This window comes from Variovorax sp. V116 (assembly GCF_041154435.1).
GTDB classification, from domain to species: domain Bacteria; phylum Pseudomonadota; class Gammaproteobacteria; order Burkholderiales; family Burkholderiaceae_C; genus Variovorax; species Variovorax paradoxus.
Map to the genome: position 1 here is coordinate 5383237 of NZ_AP028661.1, position 20620 is coordinate 5403856.

18 protein-coding genes are annotated in these 20620 nt (G+C 60.1%); 10 read left to right on the top strand and 8 right to left on the bottom strand.

What is annotated here, in order from left to right; all coding sequences use genetic code 11:
* Nucleotides 1–18 precede the first annotated feature (18 nt).
* Entirely contained in the window at nucleotides 19–1584 is a 1566-nt protein-coding gene (locus tag ACAM58_RS25785) for a M48 family metalloprotease (protein ID WP_369663808.1), read from the bottom strand.
* Between the two features lie 54 nt (nucleotides 1585–1638).
* Between ACAM58_RS25785 and moaC the strand changes: the two genes are divergently transcribed.
* Nucleotides 1639–2130 carry a cyclic pyranopterin monophosphate synthase MoaC gene (moaC, locus tag ACAM58_RS25790; protein ID WP_015867916.1) on the top strand — a complete coding sequence of 164 codons (492 nt, stop codon included), beginning with the start codon at nucleotides 1639–1641 and terminating at the stop codon, nucleotides 2128–2130.
* On the opposite strand, the gene ACAM58_RS25795 is transcribed toward moaC, so the two are convergent.
* Nucleotides 2127–3869: a PglL family O-oligosaccharyltransferase gene (locus ACAM58_RS25795; RefSeq protein ID WP_369663809.1), complete on the bottom strand. Its 1743-nt coding sequence runs from the start codon at nucleotides 3867–3869 to the stop codon at nucleotides 2127–2129. The two genes, moaC and ACAM58_RS25795, sit on opposite strands and share 4 nt — an antisense overlap.
* 157 nt (nucleotides 3870–4026) lie before the next feature.
* Here ACAM58_RS25795 and ACAM58_RS25800 point away from each other — a divergent pair, with 157 nt between their 5' ends.
* The 7 genes from ACAM58_RS25800 to ACAM58_RS25830 all read left to right on the top strand — a co-directional run bounded on the left by ACAM58_RS25800 (nucleotide 4027) and on the right by ACAM58_RS25830 (nucleotide 12104).
* Nucleotides 4027–4506, top strand: coding sequence for a type IV pilin protein (locus ACAM58_RS25800; RefSeq protein ID WP_369663810.1), 480 nt, complete (start codon nucleotides 4027–4029; stop codon nucleotides 4504–4506).
* Nucleotides 4507–4512: 6 nt separating this feature from the next.
* Nucleotides 4513–5124 (top strand): GspH/FimT family pseudopilin, encoded by a 612-nt coding sequence (locus tag ACAM58_RS25805; RefSeq protein WP_018903510.1) that lies wholly within the window; start codon nucleotides 4513–4515, stop codon nucleotides 5122–5124.
* Entirely contained in the window at nucleotides 5118–5585 is a 468-nt protein-coding gene (locus ACAM58_RS25810) for a pilus assembly protein PilV (protein ID WP_369663811.1), read from the top strand. The genes ACAM58_RS25805 and ACAM58_RS25810 overlap by 7 nt, the downstream gene beginning before the upstream one ends.
* 1 nt (nucleotide 5586) lies before the next feature.
* Nucleotides 5587–6726 (top strand): PilW family protein, encoded by a 1140-nt coding sequence (locus tag ACAM58_RS25815; protein WP_369663812.1) that lies wholly within the window; start codon nucleotides 5587–5589, stop codon nucleotides 6724–6726.
* Between the two features lie 9 nt (nucleotides 6727–6735).
* Entirely contained in the window at nucleotides 6736–7434 is a 699-nt protein-coding gene (locus ACAM58_RS25820) for a pilus assembly protein PilX (RefSeq protein WP_155247795.1), read from the top strand.
* Nucleotides 7435–7476: 42 nt separating this feature from the next.
* Entirely contained in the window at nucleotides 7477–11382 is a 3906-nt protein-coding gene (locus tag ACAM58_RS25825) for a pilus assembly protein (protein ID WP_369663813.1), read from the top strand.
* 269 nt (nucleotides 11383–11651) lie between these two features.
* Nucleotides 11652–12104 carry an energy transducer TonB gene (locus ACAM58_RS25830; protein ID WP_369663814.1) on the top strand — a complete coding sequence of 151 codons (453 nt, stop codon included), beginning with the start codon at nucleotides 11652–11654 and terminating at the stop codon, nucleotides 12102–12104.
* A 62-nt stretch (nucleotides 12105–12166) separates the two neighbouring features.
* Here the strand turns inward: ACAM58_RS25830 and ACAM58_RS25835 are convergent, their stop codons facing one another.
* From ACAM58_RS25835 to ACAM58_RS25850, 4 genes are all read right to left on the bottom strand, one after another.
* Nucleotides 12167–13873, bottom strand: a complete 1707-nt coding sequence (locus ACAM58_RS25835; protein WP_369663815.1) for a hypothetical protein — start codon at nucleotides 13871–13873, stop codon at nucleotides 12167–12169.
* 67 nt (nucleotides 13874–13940) lie between these two features.
* Nucleotides 13941–14696: an SDR family NAD(P)-dependent oxidoreductase gene (locus tag ACAM58_RS25840; RefSeq protein ID WP_369663816.1), complete on the bottom strand. Its 756-nt coding sequence runs from the start codon at nucleotides 14694–14696 to the stop codon at nucleotides 13941–13943.
* Nucleotide 14697: 1 nt separating this feature from the next.
* Nucleotides 14698–15990: an FAD-dependent oxidoreductase gene (locus ACAM58_RS25845; RefSeq protein WP_369663817.1), complete on the bottom strand. Its 1293-nt coding sequence runs from the start codon at nucleotides 15988–15990 to the stop codon at nucleotides 14698–14700.
* Nucleotides 15987–16388, bottom strand: coding sequence for a GtrA family protein (locus ACAM58_RS25850; RefSeq protein ID WP_369663818.1), 402 nt, complete (start codon nucleotides 16386–16388; stop codon nucleotides 15987–15989). Before ACAM58_RS25850 ends, ACAM58_RS25845 begins: the two co-directional genes overlap by 4 nt.
* Before the next feature lie 48 nt (nucleotides 16389–16436).
* Between ACAM58_RS25850 and ACAM58_RS25855 the strand changes: the two genes are divergently transcribed.
* Nucleotides 16437–17321: a decaprenyl-phosphate phosphoribosyltransferase gene (locus ACAM58_RS25855; protein ID WP_369663819.1), complete on the top strand. Its 885-nt coding sequence runs from the start codon at nucleotides 16437–16439 to the stop codon at nucleotides 17319–17321.
* Nucleotides 17322–17324: 3 nt separating this feature from the next.
* Nucleotides 17325–17756 (top strand): divergent PAP2 family protein, encoded by a 432-nt coding sequence (locus ACAM58_RS25860; RefSeq protein WP_369663820.1) that lies wholly within the window; start codon nucleotides 17325–17327, stop codon nucleotides 17754–17756.
* 253 nt (nucleotides 17757–18009) lie between these two features.
* Here the strand turns inward: ACAM58_RS25860 and ACAM58_RS25865 are convergent, their stop codons facing one another.
* The gene (locus tag ACAM58_RS25865) at nucleotides 18010–19941 is read right to left on the bottom strand and encodes a hypothetical protein (RefSeq protein ID WP_369663821.1); all 1932 of its coding nucleotides are present in this window, start codon (nucleotides 19939–19941) and stop codon (nucleotides 18010–18012) included.
* Nucleotides 19942–20042: 101 nt separating this feature from the next.
* A complete protein-coding gene (locus ACAM58_RS25870) occupies nucleotides 20043–20531 on the bottom strand; it encodes a pilin (protein ID WP_209535666.1) in 489 nt (162 codons plus the stop codon).
* Between the last annotated feature and the right edge of the window lie 89 nt (nucleotides 20532–20620).

Below are 20620 nucleotides of genomic sequence, written 5' to 3' on the forward strand. Positions count from 1 at the left end.
CGCGCTGCCCGGCTCACCTCACTTCAGCGGCGGCTCCTCGGCCTGCCGCTTCACCAGCACCTCCACGGCCCGCGCGCGGGTGTCGATGATCGACGCCTCGTAGTGGTCGACCGGCGCGCCGGGCTTGCGCATCAGCTCCTGCGCGGCCTTGAGGCGGTCGCGTGCAGCCGGATAGTCGAGGATGGCCACGTTGGCCTCGGCATCGGCGCGCACCGCGCGCACCGAATCGTTCTGCGCGCCATACAGGTTGGCCAGCGCCCGCCAGGCCGTGGCGTCGCGCGGATTCGTGGCCACCCAGTCGCGCAGCACCGGCACCATGGGCGCGGGCTGGCGCGTGGCCACGGCGGCATCGGCCGCGAGCAGCATCTCGGGCCGCTCCTTCGATTTGGCGTCGAGCAGGCTTGCGGCCTTGGGCGCGTTGCCGCCGGCCAGCTCGATCTCGGCATGGAGCCAGCGCGCCAGCTTGGCGGCGGAGGCGTCGTCGGCGGTGCGCGCCGTCAGCCGCTCGGCCATGGCGCGCGCGGCCCGGAAGTCGCGCAGTTCCTTGGCCGACAGCGCGGCCGCGTAGAGCGTGCCGGCCTGCTGGGCCGCGCTGCTCTTGGCGAATTCGCCGGTGGAGGCCGCATCGACCCACAGCCGCAGCACGTCGACGCCCGGCCGCGTGAGCACGCGGGCGCGCGCGGCGATCATGGCGTGGTCCATGGCCAGCGGCATGGCCGGGGCGGTATCGAGGCGGAACTGGAAGCGCCCCTGCATGTCCGAGATGCGCTCCGACGTGAGCGGATGGCTGCGCAGATAGGGGTAGGAGCCGTTGTCATTCAGGCGCGAGGCGTACTGCAGCTTTTCGAACATGGCGGCCGCGCCCTGCGGCGCGAAGCCGGCCTGCGTCATCACGCCGAAGCCGACGCGGTCGGCCTCGCGCTCCATGTCGCGCGAGAAGCTCAGCTGGTTCTGCATGAACAGCGCCTGGCTGCCCATCATCACGGCCTGGCCCGCATCGGCGTTGCGGCTCTTGCTGGCCGCGATCATGCCGAGGATCAGGCCGGCCAGCATCAGCGGCATCTGCCTGCCCTGCTGGTTCATGATGCGCGAGATGTGGCGCTGCGTGACGTGCGACAGCTCGTGCCCGAGCACCGTGGCCAGCTCGTCGCGGCTGCCCACCGTGGCAATCAGGCCCATGTTCAGGCCCAGGTAGCCGCCCGGCAGCGCAAAGGCATTGATGTTGCGGTCGCGCCCCAGCAGGATGGTCCAGGCAAAGCGCTCGTCGAGCTCGGGCGTGAGCTCGCCGCGCTGGCGTGCGGCGGCCAAAAGGCGCTGCCAGATGTCCTGCACGTAGGCGGCGATCACCGGGTCGTCGATGTAGTCGGTGTCGCGGTAGAGCTCGCGCGCAATCTGGTCGCCCAGCTGGCGCTCGGCACTGGCGGTCATCTCGCCGCCGTCGCCCAGGCCCGGCAGCACCTGCATCTGGGCGCGGGCCGGTACCGGCAGCAGGATTTGGCACGCTATTAAAACGGTAGCGCAGAGCGACCGCAATGCGGGCGCGGCGGAAGTCTTTTTGGTGGCAAAGGGAGTCAAGCGCGGCATTCCTCGTCCATGGCTCGGGCTCGTATGATGCACCTCCACACCGATCGTTCACACATGAGTTCCCTCACCCATTTCGACGCCCAGGGCCAGGCCCACATGGTCGACGTGGCGGCCAAGCCCGCCACCCATCGCGTGGCCGTGGCCACGGGCCGCATCGAGATGCAGCCCGCCACGCTGGCGCTGATCGAATCGGGCACCGCCAAGAAGGGCGACGTGCTCGGCATTGCGCGCATCGCCGGCATCCAGGCGGCCAAGAAGACCAGCGATTTGATCCCGCTGTGCCACCCGCTGGCGCTCACGCGCGTGGCGCTGGCCTTTGCGCTGGCCGAAAAAGGCAATGCGCCGCAGGTGGTGTGCACCGCCACCGTCGAGACCGTGGGGCCCACCGGCGTCGAAATGGAAGCGCTGACCGCCGTGCAGGTGGCGCTGCTCACCATCTACGACATGTGCAAGGCCGTGGACCGGGGCATGCGCATCACCGACGTGCACGTGCTGGAAAAGCACGGGGGCAAGTCGGGGAGCTACCTGGCCGACCCTCAAGGCTAGGGCGCCTGCCCATCCACCGGCATCCCCTTCAGCCAGCGCTCGTATTCCGCCGGAAAGGCGATGCGAAAACGCTCCGCCTGGCTGCGGGCCTCCTCGCCCCGCCCCATCAGCTCGGCGCTTTCGATCAGCTTGACGATCACGCGCGGCTCGGGCGAGAAATGCAGCGTGCGCTCGGCCAGTGAATGCATCGCGGCGGCGTTGTCCTGCGTGATGGCCGTGAGCGTGAGTTCGGCAAAGTCGACCTGCCTGGCAAAGAGCCACGATTTCCTGGCCTTGGCGAGCGTTCCGTCTTCATAGGCCGGCAGGCGCTCGTCGCGCGCCAGGTAGATCTGGCTGATGCGGATGTAGTCCCAGGTGGCATAGCCGACCACCGCCATCAGCACGGCGGCCGCAACGCAAGACAGCACCGGCGGCGCGAGCCCCCGGGCCTTCTTCTTCAGGCGCTCCCGCATCGAGGCCGGGCCGCCAGCACCCCGCGCCGGCCACAGCATGCCCAGGCACAGCCCGAACACCAGCTGGAACGGCCCGTACCAGAGCGGATATTCGAGCAGGCTGTGCAGCGCGATCGCGCCCAGCATGCCCCAGGCCATGAGCCGCACCGCGTCGCGCTCGCGCCAGGGCCGTGCCGCCATCACCATCCAGAGGAAGCCGCCGCAGATCAGCACCGACACCGGAATGCCCATTTCCACCGCCAGGTGCAGCGGCAGGTTGTGCGCGTTGTCCAATATCTCGGGGAAGCGCGGCCCGTCGTACAGCGTGCTGTAGTGCGCGAAGGCCAGCTCGCCCCAGCCCCACCCCGCGAGCGGATGCGCAGCAATCAGCGAGAGCACGTTGCGCCACAGGATCATCCGCGTGTGGTCGCCCGGCGCGCCCTCCTGCAGCCGCTGCATCATGCCCTCGACCTCGCCCGCCGCCAGCTGCGGCAGCAGCCAGGCGATGGCGAAGTAGACCGGGATCATCGCCAGCAGCACCAGCGGCGGCGGCAGGCTGAAGGGCGGAGCGCCGATAGCGCCGTCCGGGGCCGCGCCGCGGCGCTCCCGCCGCGCGATGAACGCCGCAACGCCCACGATCGACAGCAGCTGGAGCAGGCCCGTGCGCGAAGTGGACGCCGCCGCGGCCACCAGCAGCAGCAGCGCCGCCGCCGCCAGCCAGCGCCGAATGCGCGCCGAGGGCTGCGCCGCGTGGATCCAGAGCGCAGCCACCAGCGCCATGCTGATCAGCGTGGCGAACTGGTTGCGCTGGCGCAGGTTGCCATAGGCCTGGCCCAGCGCGGGCGTGGTGGTCCAGGGCACCAGCGGCTCCGCCAGGCCGTAGTACTGGAGCAGGCCCAGCACGGCGCTGACGAGGCCGGCCACCAGCACGCCCACCGCCAGCACCCCCGAGGTGCCCGGCCCGCCGCGCGCCATGCCCGCACCCACGCAGGCCGCGGCCGCCATGGCGGCGAGCACCACCGCGGGCGGCAGCCATGCGGCGGCGCCGGTGTGCGGAGAGGAGAAAAGCACGACCGCCGCCGCCCCGGTGCCCAACCAGGCCCAGATGCCGCGCGCCGGCATGGCAGAAGGAATGGCCAGAAGCATCGCCGCGAGGCAGACCCAGGTGGCCAGCAGTTGCCAAGCCTGGACCGACGGGCCGGCGACGAGCGGGCAGAGGAATGGGAATGCGACCAGCCCGGCGCGCACGGCGCCGACGGCTTTAGGCGAGAAAGCGGCCGCCTCGGCAGGCACTGCGCGGGAAGTCATTCCGCCAATTGTGCCGACCGGCCGGGCCGACGAATGGCGGCGGGTGGGAGACGAGCGGTTTTGCGGAAAAACACATTTGGAGACATTCTTAGACAACTGTCTACAACTGTTGCCCGCCTTCTGGCGGAAGGCCCGGAATCGGTCCGAAAGGTGTCTCTTGAAGAAACAAGCAAGCTATCTGCGTCGCGCTGTCCAAGCCCGGCGCAGTTCCTCCGGCTTCACGCTCATCGAGGTAATGATCGTTGTGGCGATCATCGGCATCCTGGCCTCGATTGCGATCCCGTCGTACAACGACTATGTGCGCCGCGGCCAGTTGCCGGAGGCATTCAATACGCTCTCCGCCTACCGGGCGACGATGGAGCAGTACTACCAGGACAACCGCAACTACGGTCCTTCCGGAACCAATTGCGCCGCCAATGCCGCGGCCGCCTTCACGCCCTCTGGCGCCAAGTACTTCACTTACACCTGCTCCACTTCCAACAGTCAGCAGAACTATGTCATCACCGCCACCGGAAGCGCGGGGCGAGCGGTCGGGCACACCTACACCATCAACCAGAACGGCGATCGCGCAACCACCCAGTTCAAAGGCGGCACCGTGACGCAATCGTGCTGGCTTACAAGCAGCAGTGCTTGCTGATCCCACATGGCGATCACCATGCGACAACGCGGCTTCACCCTGGTCGAACTGATCGTCACCATCGCGGTGCTGGCGCTGATCCTTTTCGCCGTCATGCCGAGCATCGGCACATGGCTGGAAAACACCCGCATTCGCAACGTTGCCGATTCGCTGCAAAACGGGCTCCAGGTCGCGCGCGGCGAAGCCGTGCGGCGCAACCAGAACGTGTCGCTCTGGCTGGTGTCGCTCAACGACCCGGCGGTGCTGAGCGACGACTGCTCTCTTTCCGGCGCCAGCGGCGCCTGGATCGTGAGCGTGAATTCTCCGATCGGGCATTGCTCCGACGCTCCATCGACGACCAGCTCTCCCATGATCGTTACCGGGCGCCCCGCTGGAGACAGCGGCGGAAGAGTCACGGTGGCCGCAGTTCAAGCCATTGATGGATCGACCGAAGGCACGACCGTCACCTTCAATGGTTTTGGGCGCATTGCCAACAGCGACGCCATTGGCCAGATCGACGTCACCGGAAGCTCCACGGGCACCCGCGCATTGCGCATCGTCGTCTCGCCCTCGGGCTCGGTGCGCATGTGCGAGCCGGCCATCGTCGACAGCACGGCAAAGGATCCCCGCAAATGCTGAACCGAGTGAATCGCATGCGCGCGCCCGGCCAACTCGACCACGTGCGGCGCAAGCCCCGCCAAGCCCTGCACACGCGAGGCATCGCCTTGATCGAAGTGCTCGTGGCGCTGCTGATCTTCATGCTCGGTGTGCTCGGGCTGGTGGGCCTGCAGGCCTCGATGACACGCGCACAGACCGATTCCAAGGTGCGGGCCGACGCCGCTTATCTGGCCAGCGAACTGAACGGGCGCATGTGGTCCGACCTCACCAATCTCGCGAGCTACAACGGCACCGGTTGCGCCTCTCAAGCGCGATGCAGCGAATGGCAGAGCAAGGTCAGCAGCAGCCTGCCTGGAGGGACCGGTGCAGTCACCGTCAATGCAAGCTCCGGCGATGTCGCCGTCACCATCAGTTGGACGATGCCGAATGGTGAAACGCACCAGTACGTCACGCACACAACCGTCTCGAAGGCTGCGAACTGAGATGCGCACCGCTCAATCCATCTTTTCCAAGCATCCTTTCCAGCGTGGCTTCACCCTGGTCGAGCTCATGGTCGGCCTCGTGCTGGGTCTGCTCACGGTGCTCGTCATCAGCCAGGTGCTCGCGCTTGCCGAGGGCAAGAAGCGCACGATCACCATGGGCAGCGATGCGCAGGTCAACGGCGCGTTGTCTCTCTTCACGCTTCAACGCGACGTGCAGATGGCAGGCTACGGTGCTGCGGCCAGCCCGGATGCACTCGGCTGCACAGTGACGGGCAAGTACGACGCGAGCGGCGCGTCGTTCGCCTTTCCGCTGGCACCGGTCGTCATCACCAACGGCACCAGCACTGACACCAACGCCCCCGACACGATCACCGTCCTGCAAGGCCGGACTACCAACTTTTCGGCGCCCATGGTCCTCAAGGAGGATCACCCGCAGTCCAGCAACTACTTCGAGGTGACGTCCTCATTTGGCGCCGTGGTCGGCAACATGATGATCGCCGTTCCAAAAGTTCAGGGCAGCGGCCTGGCGTGCACGCTGTTCAGCGTGACCAACAACACAGCATCTCCGGCCACGACACTGGGGCCGACGCGCGTTCCCCATGCCGCTACCGCTGCGAGCAAGTGGAACCAGAACAGCATATTTCCAACGAGCGGATACGCGTCGGGAAGCTATCTGCTGAACATGGGTTCGATGGTCTATCGCACCTACTCGATCAGCAGTGCCAACAGCCTGCAAATGGCCGAGCTCTCGCCGGTGAATGGCGTAGTAACCGACCCGCCATTGGAGCTCTATCCGCAAATCGTCAACCTCCAGGCCATGTACGGCAAGGACACCAATGGCGATGGTGTTGTCGACACCTACGACAACGTGACGCCCACCACCAATGCCGGTTGGCTGCAGGTGCTCGCGATCCGCATCGCGGTAGTGGCGCGCAGCAATCAGTACGAAAAGGAAAACGTCACAGCGAGCGCCCCTCAGTGGGACGTAGGCGCCAACGCCACCATCACGGGGGCCACGACATGCCATGGCGCCAGCAAGTGCATTTCGCTGAAGGTAAGCCACGTTCCCGAATGGGAGCACTACCGCTTCAAGGTCTACGACACGATCGTGCCGCTGCGCAACGTCCTCTGGAATTCCTGAGCCATCGCCATGCAAATCAGACCCTTGAATCTTTCCCAACGCCGGCGCGCTCAACGTGGCGTCTCGCTGCTCTTCGCCCTTCTGACCCTGGTCGCGCTCCTGCTTGCAACATTGGCGCTGGTGCGCTCGGTCGACACCAGCACGCTGGTGCTGGGCAACATGGGCTTCAAGCAGGATGCCACCTCCGCCGCGGACCAAGCGGCGCGCAAGGCCATCGACTGGTTGACCGCCAACAGTGCCAGCCTGAACACCGACGCCGCGTCGAGCGGCTACTACGCAAGCACGCAGGAGCTTGCCGCCGATGGCGTCACGGCAAAACCGCCGATCGACGTAACCGGACGGCAACTCGCCGCCAGCACGAACCGCCAACTGATCGATTGGGACGGCAACACCTGCCAGTCCGCGACCACAGGCACATACAACGGATGCTCCGTCGCGACGGCGGATGCCGGCACCATCAATAACAACAACGCCCGCTTCGTCATCTTCAGGCTGTGCTCCAAGGCAGGCAACTACCTCACCGATACAAGCATCAGCTGCGCCAAGCCGATCTCGAGCAGTGGTGCCAACGTGACGAAGAAGGGCGAGATGAACTACGCCGAACAGCCTTTTGCCGGCGGTGCTTCCGGACCGTACTACCGCATCGTGGTGCGCGTGCTGGGCGCGCGCAACACAGCCAGCTTCACCGAAACCATTGTGCATTTCTGATGAGGGAGCGCCGCCCTGGCGCCAGACAGAGAACCCAACACCATGAAAAATAGATTCACTCTTGCCATCGGCCTGAAGCCCCAAAAGCAGGCCATCTGCTGTGCGGTGATGGTCTGTGCGTTGCTGCTGGGATCATTCGCTCCCATCGTCGATGCGGCATCCACAGACCTGTCGAACCAGCCCCTGGCTACGCTGCCCGCAGTTCAAGCCAAGCCGAACCTGTTGTTCGTTCTGGATGATTCGGGAAGCATGGACAACGATTACATGCCGGACCAAATGTCCAGCGGCAAGTATGGGTACCGCTCCGCGCAATGCAACGGCGTGGCTTACGACCCCACGATGACCTATTCGCCGCCGCTCAATGCGGATGGAACGTCTTATCCCAATGCAGTTTTTACAGCGGCGCGTAGCGATGGCTATGACGCTTCGAGCTCAACAGTCAATCTCAACAATCGGTTTTACTACACCTACAGCGGCACTCAGCCCAAGATGGGCTGGGCGTACACCAGCAGCGGAGCCATTCGGAACACCTTCTATAACGAGTGCATGACTTCGACCAGCTCGTCGACCAGTCTTTTTCAGCAGGTCACGGTCACCAGCACTTCGGCCGAGGCTCAAAACTACGCCAATTGGTATTCGTACTACCGCAAGCGCTACCTGTTGATGCGCACAGCCATGGGCCGTGCAATCTCGGCGCTCGACTCGAGCTACCGCGTTGGCTTCAGCACGATCAGCGATGGAACTGCGGTGGATGGCAACAATTACTTCCGTGACGTCAAGGATTTCGACAGTGCGCAGAAGACCAACTTCTACAGCAGCCTCTATAGCGCCTCGCCGAATGGTTGGACGCCGTTGCGCTCGGCCCTGTCCAAGGCGGGACGCTATTTTGCGAACAAGGCTACCGACCAAAGCTACGACCCCGTCCAGTACTCCTGCCAGCGCAACTATGCGCTCCTCTCCACAGACGGCTACTGGAACAAGAACAAGGGCCTGAAGCTCGACGGCACCACCGAGATCGGACAGCAAGACGGGACCGAAGCCCGCCCGATGCGGGATGACACCCAGATCATCATCACCACCGTGACACCCTACACCGTGGCGCTGACGAGAGACTCCGTTTCCGTCCAGACGCAAACAAAAGCCTGGACACGCACCTCCACCACCGTTTCTTCGACGCCAAAGCCCAACAATCCGAACAAGGGGCAATACGCCATCACCACGCGTACGAATCAGACCTACACGGAGACACAAACCAGAACGCGCACGACGCGTCAGTCCGCAACCTCGTCCTATTCCGAGACGGTCGTGACTACCGATGGTGTCGAGACGTCAAGAACCACCAGCACACCCGTCACTTCCGCATGGGTCAACACCCCGGACCCCACCGTCGAATCGATCTCAGATACCGGACCTCCCACCGCCAGCAGCAGTTTCACCAGCGGAACCTTAGTAAGCCCAACAACCTACCAGACTGCCAAGGGCGACAACGTACCGGTTTATTCGGCCCCGGTCGCAGGCGCTTGGAGCGGATGGTCCACACCGCAGGCCCCGACCACCACGACACCGGTCGCCCAATCACCCGTCCCCGGCACACCAACCCAGACACCGTCCACCTCGGGCGGCACTGGCAACACGCTGGCCGACGTTGCCGAATACTACTTTTCGACGGACCTGCGCACCAGCGCACTCGGCAACTGCACTTCGAGCAGCTCCGGCAGCAGCCAGGATGTCTGCAGCAACATCGTGCGACCAGTGGGAAGCGACAAGGCCGCATGGCAGCACATGAACTCGTTCACGATTGGCCTTGGCGTGAGCGGCACCTTGCCTTACGACAAGAATTACCTGACTCAGACCGCCGGCTCCTATGTGGACCTGACCAGTGGCCGACTGAACTGGCCTGTGCCCGAAGGTGCGGACCTGAATGATGGCGAGGGCGGCAACGCCACCAACGTCGACGACCTGTGGCATGCGGCCGTGAATGGCCGCGGCCAGTATTACTCGGCACTCAATGCCAGCGCGCTGAGCGAAGCCATCAATGGCGTGGTCACATCGGTGCAGCAGGTCTCCGGCGCGGGCGCCACCGCATCGACCAGCTCGCTCCAGCTGGTGGCTGGCGACAACAACCTGGTCTTCCGGGCCAGCTACACCACGCAGCTGTGGACCGGTGATCTGCAGGCCTTTGCAATCAACGGCACAACGGGCGTCATTGCGAATAGCGCCACATGGTCCGCGCAGGCAAAGCTCGACGCAACGGCCGCTTCGGACCGAAGGATCTACTTCAACAGCGGTTCGGCTCTCCAGAGCTTCGAGTACAACAACCTGAGCGCCGCGCAAAAAGGCTACTTCGACAACCTTTGCAGCAAGACCCTCATTGCCGCGCAATGCTCGCTGCTTTCGGACAGCAACAAGACCCTGGCCAACAACGGCACGAACCTCGTCAACTACCTGCGCGGCGTGCGCACCTACGAAACGGCCAGCGTCGACGCATCCAACAACAGCATTGCGGCGCTTTATCGCAAGCGTGAACATGTGCTGGGCGACATCATCAACGGTGCCCCGGTCTATGTTGGGAAGCCGCCCTTCCGCTATGCCGACGCCGGCTACGCCGACTTCGTTACAGCAAAGTCAACCCGCACGCCCGTGGTGTACGTGGGCTCGAACGACGGCATGCTGCACGCCTTCTCGGCTGCGACCGGCAGCACGGGCGGCACCGAGCTCTGGGCATACGTTCCAGGCACCGTCATGCCCAACCTCTACAAGATGGCGGACACGAACTACGGGTCGAGACACCAATACTCCGTGGACGGAGCGCCGGTCATGGGCGACATCAAGGTTGGCACCGCCTGGAAGACCATTGTTGTCGGTGGCCTGAACAGCGGCGGCCGCGGCTACTACGCACTGGACATCACCGACCCCAATGATCCCAAGGCTCTCTGGGAGTTCACCGATGCCAACCTGGGCTTCAGCTTCGGCAACCCGGTGATCGCCAAGCGCGGCGACGGCACCTGGATCGTTGCCTTCGCTTCGGGCTACAACAACACCGATGGCGACGGCAAGGGCCACCTCTACGTCCTGAACGCCAACACCGGCGCCCTGCTGCTGGACATTGCCACCAGCGACGGCAGCAGTTCCGACCCGAGCGGCCTTGCAAAGATCAACGCCTGGATCGAAAGCTCCAGCGACAACACAGCCAAGCGCTTCTACGGCGGCGACCAGCAAGGCAACCTCTGGCGCTTCGACATCGACGGTCTCCTGCTACCCAACGGGGCCGCGATGCGGCTCGCCAAGTTCCAGATCAACGATACGACGCCGCAGCCCATCACCACAAAGCCGGAAACCGTGGAGATCTCCGGCAAGCCAGTGGTCGTGGTTGCAACAGGCCGGTATCTCGGCTCGTCCGACATCGCGGATTCGACGCAGCAAAGCATCTATGCAGTCAAGGACACGCTGACCGCCACCGGTTGGAGCGACGTACGCGCCGACACCACGAACTTCGTCAGGCAGACATTCACGTTGAATGGCCCTGTGGCAACCGCTACCGCGGCCTCGGTATCCAACACGTCGGTCGACTGGGCAACCAAGGGCGGATGGTGGATCGATCTGCCGCATTCGCGTGAACGCGTGAATACCAACCTGGGCCTGCAATTCAGCACCTTGGCGGTCGCCACTGCCATTCCGAACGGTGACGCCTGCGCGTCGGGCGGCACGGCGTGGCGCTACTACCTCAACGTGGCCAATGGCGGCGTCGTGACGACCAACCCGGCCGGCGGACTCTTCAGCACCGACGGACTGATCATGGGCATGACCTGGGTGCAGGACAGCAACGGCAACGCCCGCATCATTTACCAGAAGAGCAATGGCGACAACGTGATCGAGACGCCACCAGTCGCGACATCGTCCGGCTCCGGCAGCGTGCGCAGGACCTCCTGGCGCGAGCTGGTGGACTGAGCTTCGATGAGATGAGAGAAAAGATCTTGGCCCGGCGTGCGCCGGGCCAGGCCAGGATGCGATGCGTGCTTTTGGGGAGTGCGGTGCTTTCCTTGGTACTTCACGCTGCGGTGCTTTCGGCGCGGGTTTCGCCTGTCGGCTCGAAAAGAGTTGTGAACGGGTCGGTCGGAAGTAGCGCTTCCACCGCCATTCGGGTGCGGACGGTCTCCCTCCTTCCGCCCTCGCCCTCGCCCTCGCCTTTACCTTCGCCGGTCCGTGAATCCCCTCAGGTGAACGAAGCGATTCATGCACCTGACCGCGCCCCCGTCGCCGCCTCCGCGCAGGAACCGTCAACAGATTCATCGCCTGCCGCTGCTGCGCCTGCTCTCTCGGTTACGGCCGAAGCCGATAGCGACAGCTACGTGCCACGCAGCCAACTGTCGACGCCGCCCATCGCCAAGACGGCCATCGTGCTCGAATCTCCACCTAACGAGATCGGGGCTGGCCGCCTCGTTGGCGTCCTATCGCTCTTCATTGACGAACAAGGTCGCGTTCAGCTTATCGAAGCCGAAGAGCCGGCACTTCCGCCCGCTTTTGAGCAAGCTGCACGCGAAGCCTTCATGGGCGCAGAATTTTCTCCGGGGGAAGTCGGCGGTCGCGCCGTCAAGTCGCACCAGCGGGTGGAAGTGGTGTTCGATACGATAACAACATCTCGCCGTGGCGAGGTTGAAATGCCAGACTGAGCACAACTTCAGGGCATGCAACTGCGGCGATAAGTCGTCAACACAGCCCTCCGGTCCCGCTGCTACGGTTGGTTGAAGTTGAACGATGCCCGAAGGACAACGATAGGTGGCCCGTCGATTCTCCAGATACCGTCCCAGCCGTATGGCACGCCATAGCAGGAGAATTTGGACTTGCTCTTAATCTCGACTCCGGGCAATCCGATAGCTTGTCGGTCAAAGGTCGGTGAGACGTATGCGCCCTTGTCGGTATTTAGGCGCCAGATCGCGGCCATTCGGCCTGGTGAGAACAAAGGGAACCTTGCTGCCAAGTCCACGTCCGCATATAGGCGATGCAGTGCAGGATCAACAAGTAGGTTCTTTCGAGCCACGGTCGATTCCAGGTAGCCTGCGGGAAACGCCCGCTCATAGTGGCCAACGCGACCTCCGGTTCTTGCCGGTAGGCGAGCGAGGAATGGCTCAGTGAGAGCCAAAGGATCAATCCAGTATATGTCCGGCCCGCCGGCGTAGCCGGTCATTCCTATCGCGCATCGTGTGTAAGTGCCGGGAACCTCTTTCAGAGCATCTCCCTCGCGAAGCCATGGGTGAGCGTTCCAGGCGCCTCGCCGAAGGACCGGGAAAGCGCCAAGTTGCTGATAATAGAAACCTCTTTCATCGGCAATTCCGCTATCGGCAAGAATCTTCTGGTCGAAGGTGGAGGGAGAAAAAACGGTGCCCTGAAGTGCGCCAACATTTACGGCGAGATAGGCGGTCCACAACGCTTTCCACAGCCCCCGGCACTTGCGGAGTTGGAAACCAACGAGCAGGCAAGCGAGCAGTAGTGGCGCACTAAAAAACCGGCCGCCCATGTAGTCGGCGCCGACATAGAAGAGGTATGCGATCCAGAGTACAAGTCCGATCGCAAACTCCCGCAATTTGCGATCCCATAGACCGCCCACTGTTCCCACCAAAAGCAGAACGGCGGAGACTGTATCGCGATCAACCGTCCATCTGATGTAGTTGATGGCTTGCTCAGCATTCTCCGCGAGGGTGAGTCCGTTCTGAACTTTCGCGAGGGCGGTGTTGGGGACCGGGCTTCCATAGTAGAAGAGCGAAAAGCCGACCCAGAGTACCGCGGGGAGGAGTCCAACAACCGTGCTCAAGGCAGTCTGCGCGAAGCGCTGTCTGCTCTGCCAAACGTGCACTGCGAGACTTGGGCCTACAAGAACAATTGCGTCAGGCCGTGTCAGAAACAGAAGCGATACCAGCAATGCCAGCAGAAAGGTTCTGCGCTGTGGCTCTTCGCGCAGCCACACCATCACGTATCCCGCCAGCAAGGCATGCGTCAAGGGATTCTCAAGGCCGGATGTGCTGTAGTCGATGAATGAGTGTGACCAAAGCAAACTCGCGGTTGCCAGCAGGGCTGCAATATCCCACCGCTCCCAGATGCGTCCGACCAAGAACAGTGTCATGGCCAATGCCACGAAGCTTAGAGCAATGCTGGTCCAGTACGGATCCCCGCTCAAGGCGGTAAAGGGCAACAGTAGGGCGAGCCAGAGAGGGTGTGTGAATGCCTGCACCCGCTCGATGGGATTCCACGTCAGGCCGTATCCGCTAAGCGTATTGCTGACCGTCCGGAAGGTAATGAACGCGTCTTCGCTGACCCAGGCGGTTTTGGCGACCGCTATAGAGAAGAGGCCGAGCACCAAGACCCAAAGATAGGTCTGTTTGACGATTATTTTGTCATCCGAAGCAAGTGCTTGGAGTCGTTGCTTGAGATTGGCGAGGCGCATCGGCGCATGTTACAGGATGTTTTATGCTCGCCTAAACGCACAGTCATCCGACATTTCTCGTCAAGCTCTAGATGTTCAGCTTGTTGAAGATGAACACAGGCAGGTGTCGAATGATCAACATGATCCAGCGCCATTTGCCCGGGACATATATGGTGCTGTCGCCCCGGTCGATACCCTTGGCAATCCGGCCCGCAACATCTTCGACTGGTGCGAGCCGCGCGCCCCGGCCTTTCAACTCCGCAGTCATCGGCGTGTCTGTTGGGCCTGGTTTTATTAGAACGATGCTCACGCCTGTTCCGGCAAAACGATGCTGCAGTCCTTGGGCGTATCGCGAGACGAGCCCCTTGGCTGCGCCGTAGACGTAGTTGGACTTGCGGCCGCGGTCGCCTGCGACGGACCCAATGATGGCGATCGTGCCGCTTCCCACCTGCCCCATAGGGAGCGCAAAAGCTTCGGCGAAGAGCATCGGGGACACGCCATTTATCTGCAAAGCGTCGCGGGCCTGCGCCAAACTTTGTTGGCATGCATCTTGGTCGGGCAGGGAGCCATGCGCGATGAGCACGACATCGGGCAAACCTTGCGCGACGATGGTTCGAACGACGTCGGCGATGGCACTGGCTTCCGCGAAGTTCGCCTGAATCGCTTGAATGTGGGAGGAAGGACTCCTCACACGCAGATCAGCGGCGACACGCTCGGTACGCTGCAGATCTCTTCCCACCAGCACCAAGTCGATATTCCCAGCCTTGACCCACTCTCGAGTGCAGTGCTCAGCGATGGACGAAGTTGCGCCTATGATGACGATTTTTCGATTCGTTGTTGTCAATTCAACTTCCTATCAAGCGACGCGACATTGCGGAACTGACTCCCGGGTCGCGATACGATAAAAACTCCGCCAAGCCCGGATAACCCGCCTCAAACAGCGCTCGCGGCATGCGAGCATCTTTGGCACAGTAAATTCGACCCCCAGCCTCGCGCACGATCGCATCGAGCCTGTCAAAGAGCGCTAGGGTGCGCCCCCCCCGATTCGGAAAATCTAACGCAAGTGTGGCGCCCGGCATGGGGAAACTGAGCATCCCAAGCGGCAAGCGATGGCCGAATGTCTTCAGGACAGCCAGAAACGAGCCTTCGCCAGAACGAGTGATTTCATTCAACATGGCCTTCGATGCATCGCGCTGCACCGACCGCGGCACAACGCTCTGATACTGATAGAACCCTCGAGGGCCGTAGAGGCGGTTCCAGTCTTGGACATTGTCTAAGGGGTAGGAGAATGCTTCATGGTGCACGATAGTCGTGGAAGCCCTGTGCAAATGGAAGTACGCGGCATTGAATGGCCGCAATGTCAGTCGATTGACGAGTGACATGGGTGGGACAACGGGCATTGCCACCGATCGGACACGAGGCTCGACGCGAGCCTGTGCTTTTGCATGGTTGGCGCGCATGAACAAACCGCGTCCTTCCTTAGATCCGATGCAATCAATCCAGGAGACGGTGTGCTCCCACTCTTCTTCCGAAGCGTCTGCGAGCGCGAAGAATTCATCCAAGTTCTCATAGGGCACCGTCTCCGCTTGCATCCACGGTCCGGTCACTCGACGAAGCTGAAGTTCGGCTTCAAGCACTACACCCGTCAATCCCATGCCACCGACAGTTGCGGCAAACCAGTCTGCTCGCTCCGCGGGGCCGCATTCGATGATCTCACCGTCCGAGCGGAGCAGCTTCAGCCATCTCACATGGTCTCCGAAAGAGCCTTGCACATGATGATTCTTTCCGTGCACATCATTCGCGACTGCGCCTCCGACGGTGACGAACTGAGTGCCAGGCGTTACGGCAAGCATCCAACCCCTGGCGACGGCAACTCGTTGAATGTCGCGCAGCAGCACTCCAGCCTCACATCTCAGGATACCAAGCTGTTCGTCGAAATGAACTAGGTGATCCAGTCCCTTCGTGCTCCACAGAATGCCTCCAGGATTAAGACACACGTCGCCATAGCTGCGCGCCATGCCAAGCGCGATGCCAGGCCGACGCTCAGCTAGAACCAATGCTGCGGCATCGGGGTCGCGCAGATTCACTACATCGTGGAGGTCCGCGTTGAGTCGTCCCCATGAGGAAACTGGCCTCATGCGGCGTGCTCCTTGAAAACGTAGTGTTTGTCCAGGTGGTACTTGGCGATGTAGCCAATTGCCAACCCTATGACGCCGCCGAGGTAGCGCATTTCGCGAGAAGCGAAGAAGTGATGGAAACCGAACTCGAATCCCCAGAAAATAGCGGTGGTCGCAAGGCCCATCAGGACGTAGAGCACAAAAGTCTGGCCCCCATGCATGGCATTGCGCGTACGAAAACGGAAGATGTAGTGCTTGTCCAAAACATACTTCACCACCAGCCCCACAGCAGTGCCGACCAACACCGAAAAGGGAACCCCGAAAGTCCCCTCATACATGGAGATCGCGAGTTCCTGCGAGGCGATGTTCGCCATAGTGGCGAGCAGCGCGAAGAACGCATACGAGATCGCTAGCTTCATTCTCAAGTCTTTCACCCAACGGGCTCACATCACAGGCGTCAGATTGTCATGCATGAATCACTCGCACCCCCTTCACCCTGGACACAGATGCGTGGACTGGTCGCATTGGTAAGGCCGAAGCAATGGATCAAGAACGCTTTCGTTCTGGCACCACTGGTGTTCACTGGAGAATTCGTCAACCCGGATTCGGTGGCGCATGCGCTACTTGCTGTAATCCTGTTCTGCGTTGGTTCTTCGGCAACCTACATCATCAACGACATCCACGATATTGAGCGTGATCGCAAGCATCCCAAGAAGTCGAAAACTAGGCCCTTGGCTTCAGGTGCAATCCCAGTTTCCATGGGACTTGCCTTGCTTGCCGTGCTATATGCGATACAGATCTGTGGCTGGTTTTTGGCCCCAAAGGTCGTGCTCGTGATCGCGGCCTACATGGCGCTCAACGTTGCCTATACCTTTGTGCTCAAACACCAGCCGGTTCTTGACATCTTCACGATTGCGATCGGCTTCGTACTCCGGGTATATGCAGGCGCCATGGCGTTGTCTGTGCCGGTATCGAGTTGGATGTTCGTCACCACGTTGTGCCTCGCGTTGTATCTGGCAGCGGTCAAACGTCGGCAAGAACTGAGTCTCAGCGGCGCGGATGGACGCAAGGTGCTGGAGAAGTACTCACTATCTTTGGTGGACCGCTACGCCGAAATGTCAGCTACCGGCGCGCTGGTTTTCTATAGCATGTTCGTAATGTCGGCGCGCCCTCAACTCGTGTTCACCGTGCCTCTCGTACTCTTCGGCTTGTTTCGATATTGGTACATGGTCGAGAAGCTTGATGGTGGAGAGTCGCCGACCGACGCCTTGTTGGCGGACTGGCAGTTGATGGTAACCGTGGCGCTGTGGATCGCCGCCTGCGTCTGGGCACTCTGGCCTAGACTGGGGTGAGCAATGGCTACTGATTTCTCCTACGTTGTCACGCCATTCCTCGCGTGGGCTGTTGCTGGAACCTCGAAGTTCATCATCAATAGTGTGCAGGCGCGCAAGCTTGCATTCGGGTTGATCGGCTATGGCGGACTACCGAGCAATCACAGTGCCATCGTGAGTAGTGTGGCTACGCTCGTTGCCCTCAAGCATGGGGTTGATCACCCCGCGTTTGGGGTCGCGCTTGCGCTGGCATTCATTGTCGTGCTTGATGCGGCCAGCTTGCGTCGGCAAGTAGGCAAGCACGCAGCGCTCCTCAATAAACTGCACCCTCCTTCATTAGAGAGTATGTTATTGCGCGAGCGCATGGGTCACAGCCTTGTTGAAATTGGAGCCGGTATTCTTGTTGGCATCGCTGTTGCAATCTTGATAACTTCCCTGTTCATTCCCGGCGCCTGAGGGACTGCGACAATTGCCGCATCCTCGTCGTACAGGAATGTTATTTTCCAGGTGCACGAGAGACCACCAGGATCTAGTTGCCGACTATTCTCAGCGTCGCCCAAGCGTGCATTGTGTTGAATTTTTGCGGCTCTACGAATCGGACTAAGCAGGCCGCCCTAGCGACGAGCAACATACATACACGCAACCAACTGAAACAGAAGAGCAATGGAACCTCAAGCACAAATTTTATTCCTCAAATACTAAGCTTACTCTAATGCCTTACGGCTGCTTCAACCATTTTGTCGGCAGCAACAATGAGCTCTTGGCATTTTGACAATTCCTGCTTAGTCGAATTTTTACAGTAGTTTCTCAAAATTGCAGCAGGATCCCTTTTAAGCCGCTCCTTTTTTGTATAAAACATCGGCTCCAAATAATTCAGCAAATCTTGCGCCTCTCTATTTCTTCCCAGGGCGATTAATATTGCAACCCTTGGATAAAGTAGCGGAATTTTTTCGCTTTCTGCCAAATACCATTCTGCGATGGTACTGTATTCAAGGGCTGCCTTAGCATCACCCCTGAACATCATCAATCCCATAGAGTAATCACCATAAACGCCTGCCATACCTATTTTCGGAACTGGAACCTCAAATACCCTTTTATCGCCATCTTTCATTTCATGAAATTTGGGCAACGCAAACATGATGCCTTGCAAGTAATTTAGACTCTCGGGATCACCTTTTCTTAGCAATAGGTTCGCATAGAGTATTTGATCGGACACCTCCAAGCCACCGTCTCTCTTTTGCAAAAAATCGATTTCCTTCTCAACAAGCTCGGGCCGACCAGATTTAAGTGCGCCGTACATATAATTGTAACGGGCGAACGAAAAATTTGGGTGCTTATGGTACGCCCAATTCCACAGATGAAGATCTGAAGACCAAATCGATTGAACGGTATACGTTGTTAGAACCGCAATAACAATCCACCCGCCTCCAGCAATCAACAACAGTCGGCTTAGAGATTTATTTTGCAACCCGACAAACCTTGCAATAGCCTCGTAATTTATCAGTGAGATTGACGCGCAAAATAAGGCAAGCGGAGTCGTCAGAAACCTCTCGTGCCCAATATTTCCGCCTGTACTGAGAGGAACTAAATGAAGAACGGGTAGCAAGCACACCATGCCGCCAGAAAAAATCCAAGCCGCAGGACTTTTTTTTGCCACACACCAAAACACCAGAGAAACCAAGGCCACCGCAGCGACGAAGCTGGAAATAGTTTCAAACCCTCCGTGCGGATTTAATTCCGATAGAGGATGCAACGGGTTGATCGAGCTAAAAGGGAAAAAAACCTTTACGAAATAAAACTTTATAGCCTCAAGCGGAAGTAAATTCTTGACGACCATTTCGCGCAAGTATTCGATGGACCAAGCACTGTGGTAGATTCCCCCGATGGAATTTTTACGCAGTAAAACATAAATTCCCAGAACGAATATTGACAACAGTAAAACGATCCGGTTTTCACTAATCGCCTTCCTGATATACCCTTCGTTTCCGGTCCATTTTCTATCGGTTGCTTGCATAGCAAACCATACGCAAAGCAAGACAGCAGGCAAGACTGCCCCCAGTTCTTTGCTCAGCAGAGCGCCGCTCATTAGGAACACAATTACAAGAGATCGTGCGACTTTCAGGGGCCCTGGCTTGTGGATGTATACAGTAATAGCCGCAAGAATAAAAAATGTCGCCATTAAATCAAATCGCCCAGCCACCCACGCTGTTGATTCCACAAGCGAAGGATGAGCGGCATAGATGACGGCGGAGATCCAGGCGAGCACCATTGAATTTGGCCGATGGATCAACGCTGCAAGCTTTTGGCTTATGAAAAAAACCAATAGCGTATTGCACATGTAAATCAGAAGATTTATGGCATGTGAGATTTCAGGGTTTTGGCCAAACGCGTGAAACTCGGCATATAAAGTTAGAAATACCAGCGGCCTCAGGTAACTTGTCCCTGGCAACACGGGATCTGCAAGCAACTTCCAACTCAAAGTATCGTTTACAAGTGCTGTTTTATCGAGAAAAAGTAGGCTGTCATCCCAAACGTATTCAAATCCGAGCACCTGCCAGTAGAGCGAGGCACTTATCGACAGTAGGGCAACTACGACAACAAGAAATTTACGATCTTGCAGAAATTTCGATAACTCGTTCATCTACCACTCACTTTTATTTGCTTTTCTACTCACCCTGGAAAAGCAAAAAAAAGAGCAAGCCCTTTCGGGCTCGCTCTCACTCTTCAGTTCAGAAGCTTGTATCAGGGCTTGCAAGCGTTCGGCAGGTACTTGACAGGGATAGAAGCAGTTCCCGTTGCCCCATCAACCGTCGCAGTGCCGCATGCCCAAGTGCTGCCGCCATTGATGGTAACGAAGGTCACGTTGCTGCCCGAGGCCTTACCAGCCGTCATTCCAACCGTGATGGTACCGCTTGGGTAGGTTCCGGTAACCGAAGTGGACACCGTGCTGTACTTTCCGATCAGCGTTGCATTCAACTCACCTGCCGCCGGGGTAGCCATCGGTGCGACGAGCGCCGTGGGCCAAGCGTTCTTGTCTGCGCCGTATTCGGCCAAAGGCTGCTTCAGGCCGCCACCCAAGGTAACTGCCTCGGTCACTTGACCGCGGGTCACGTAGTCCTGATAAGCCGGCAGAGCCACAGCAGCCAAGATACCAATGATCGCCACAACGATCATCAATTCGATAAGGGTAAAGCCGGCCTGTGCGCGGCGTGCGATCTTGCGAACGTTCATGAAAAAACTCCAGGTTGGTTTGTACAGCCCGGGAACCAAGCCCGGAGCGCACTACCTTCCGCAGCATCTGTGCCATCGCGTTTGCGAGC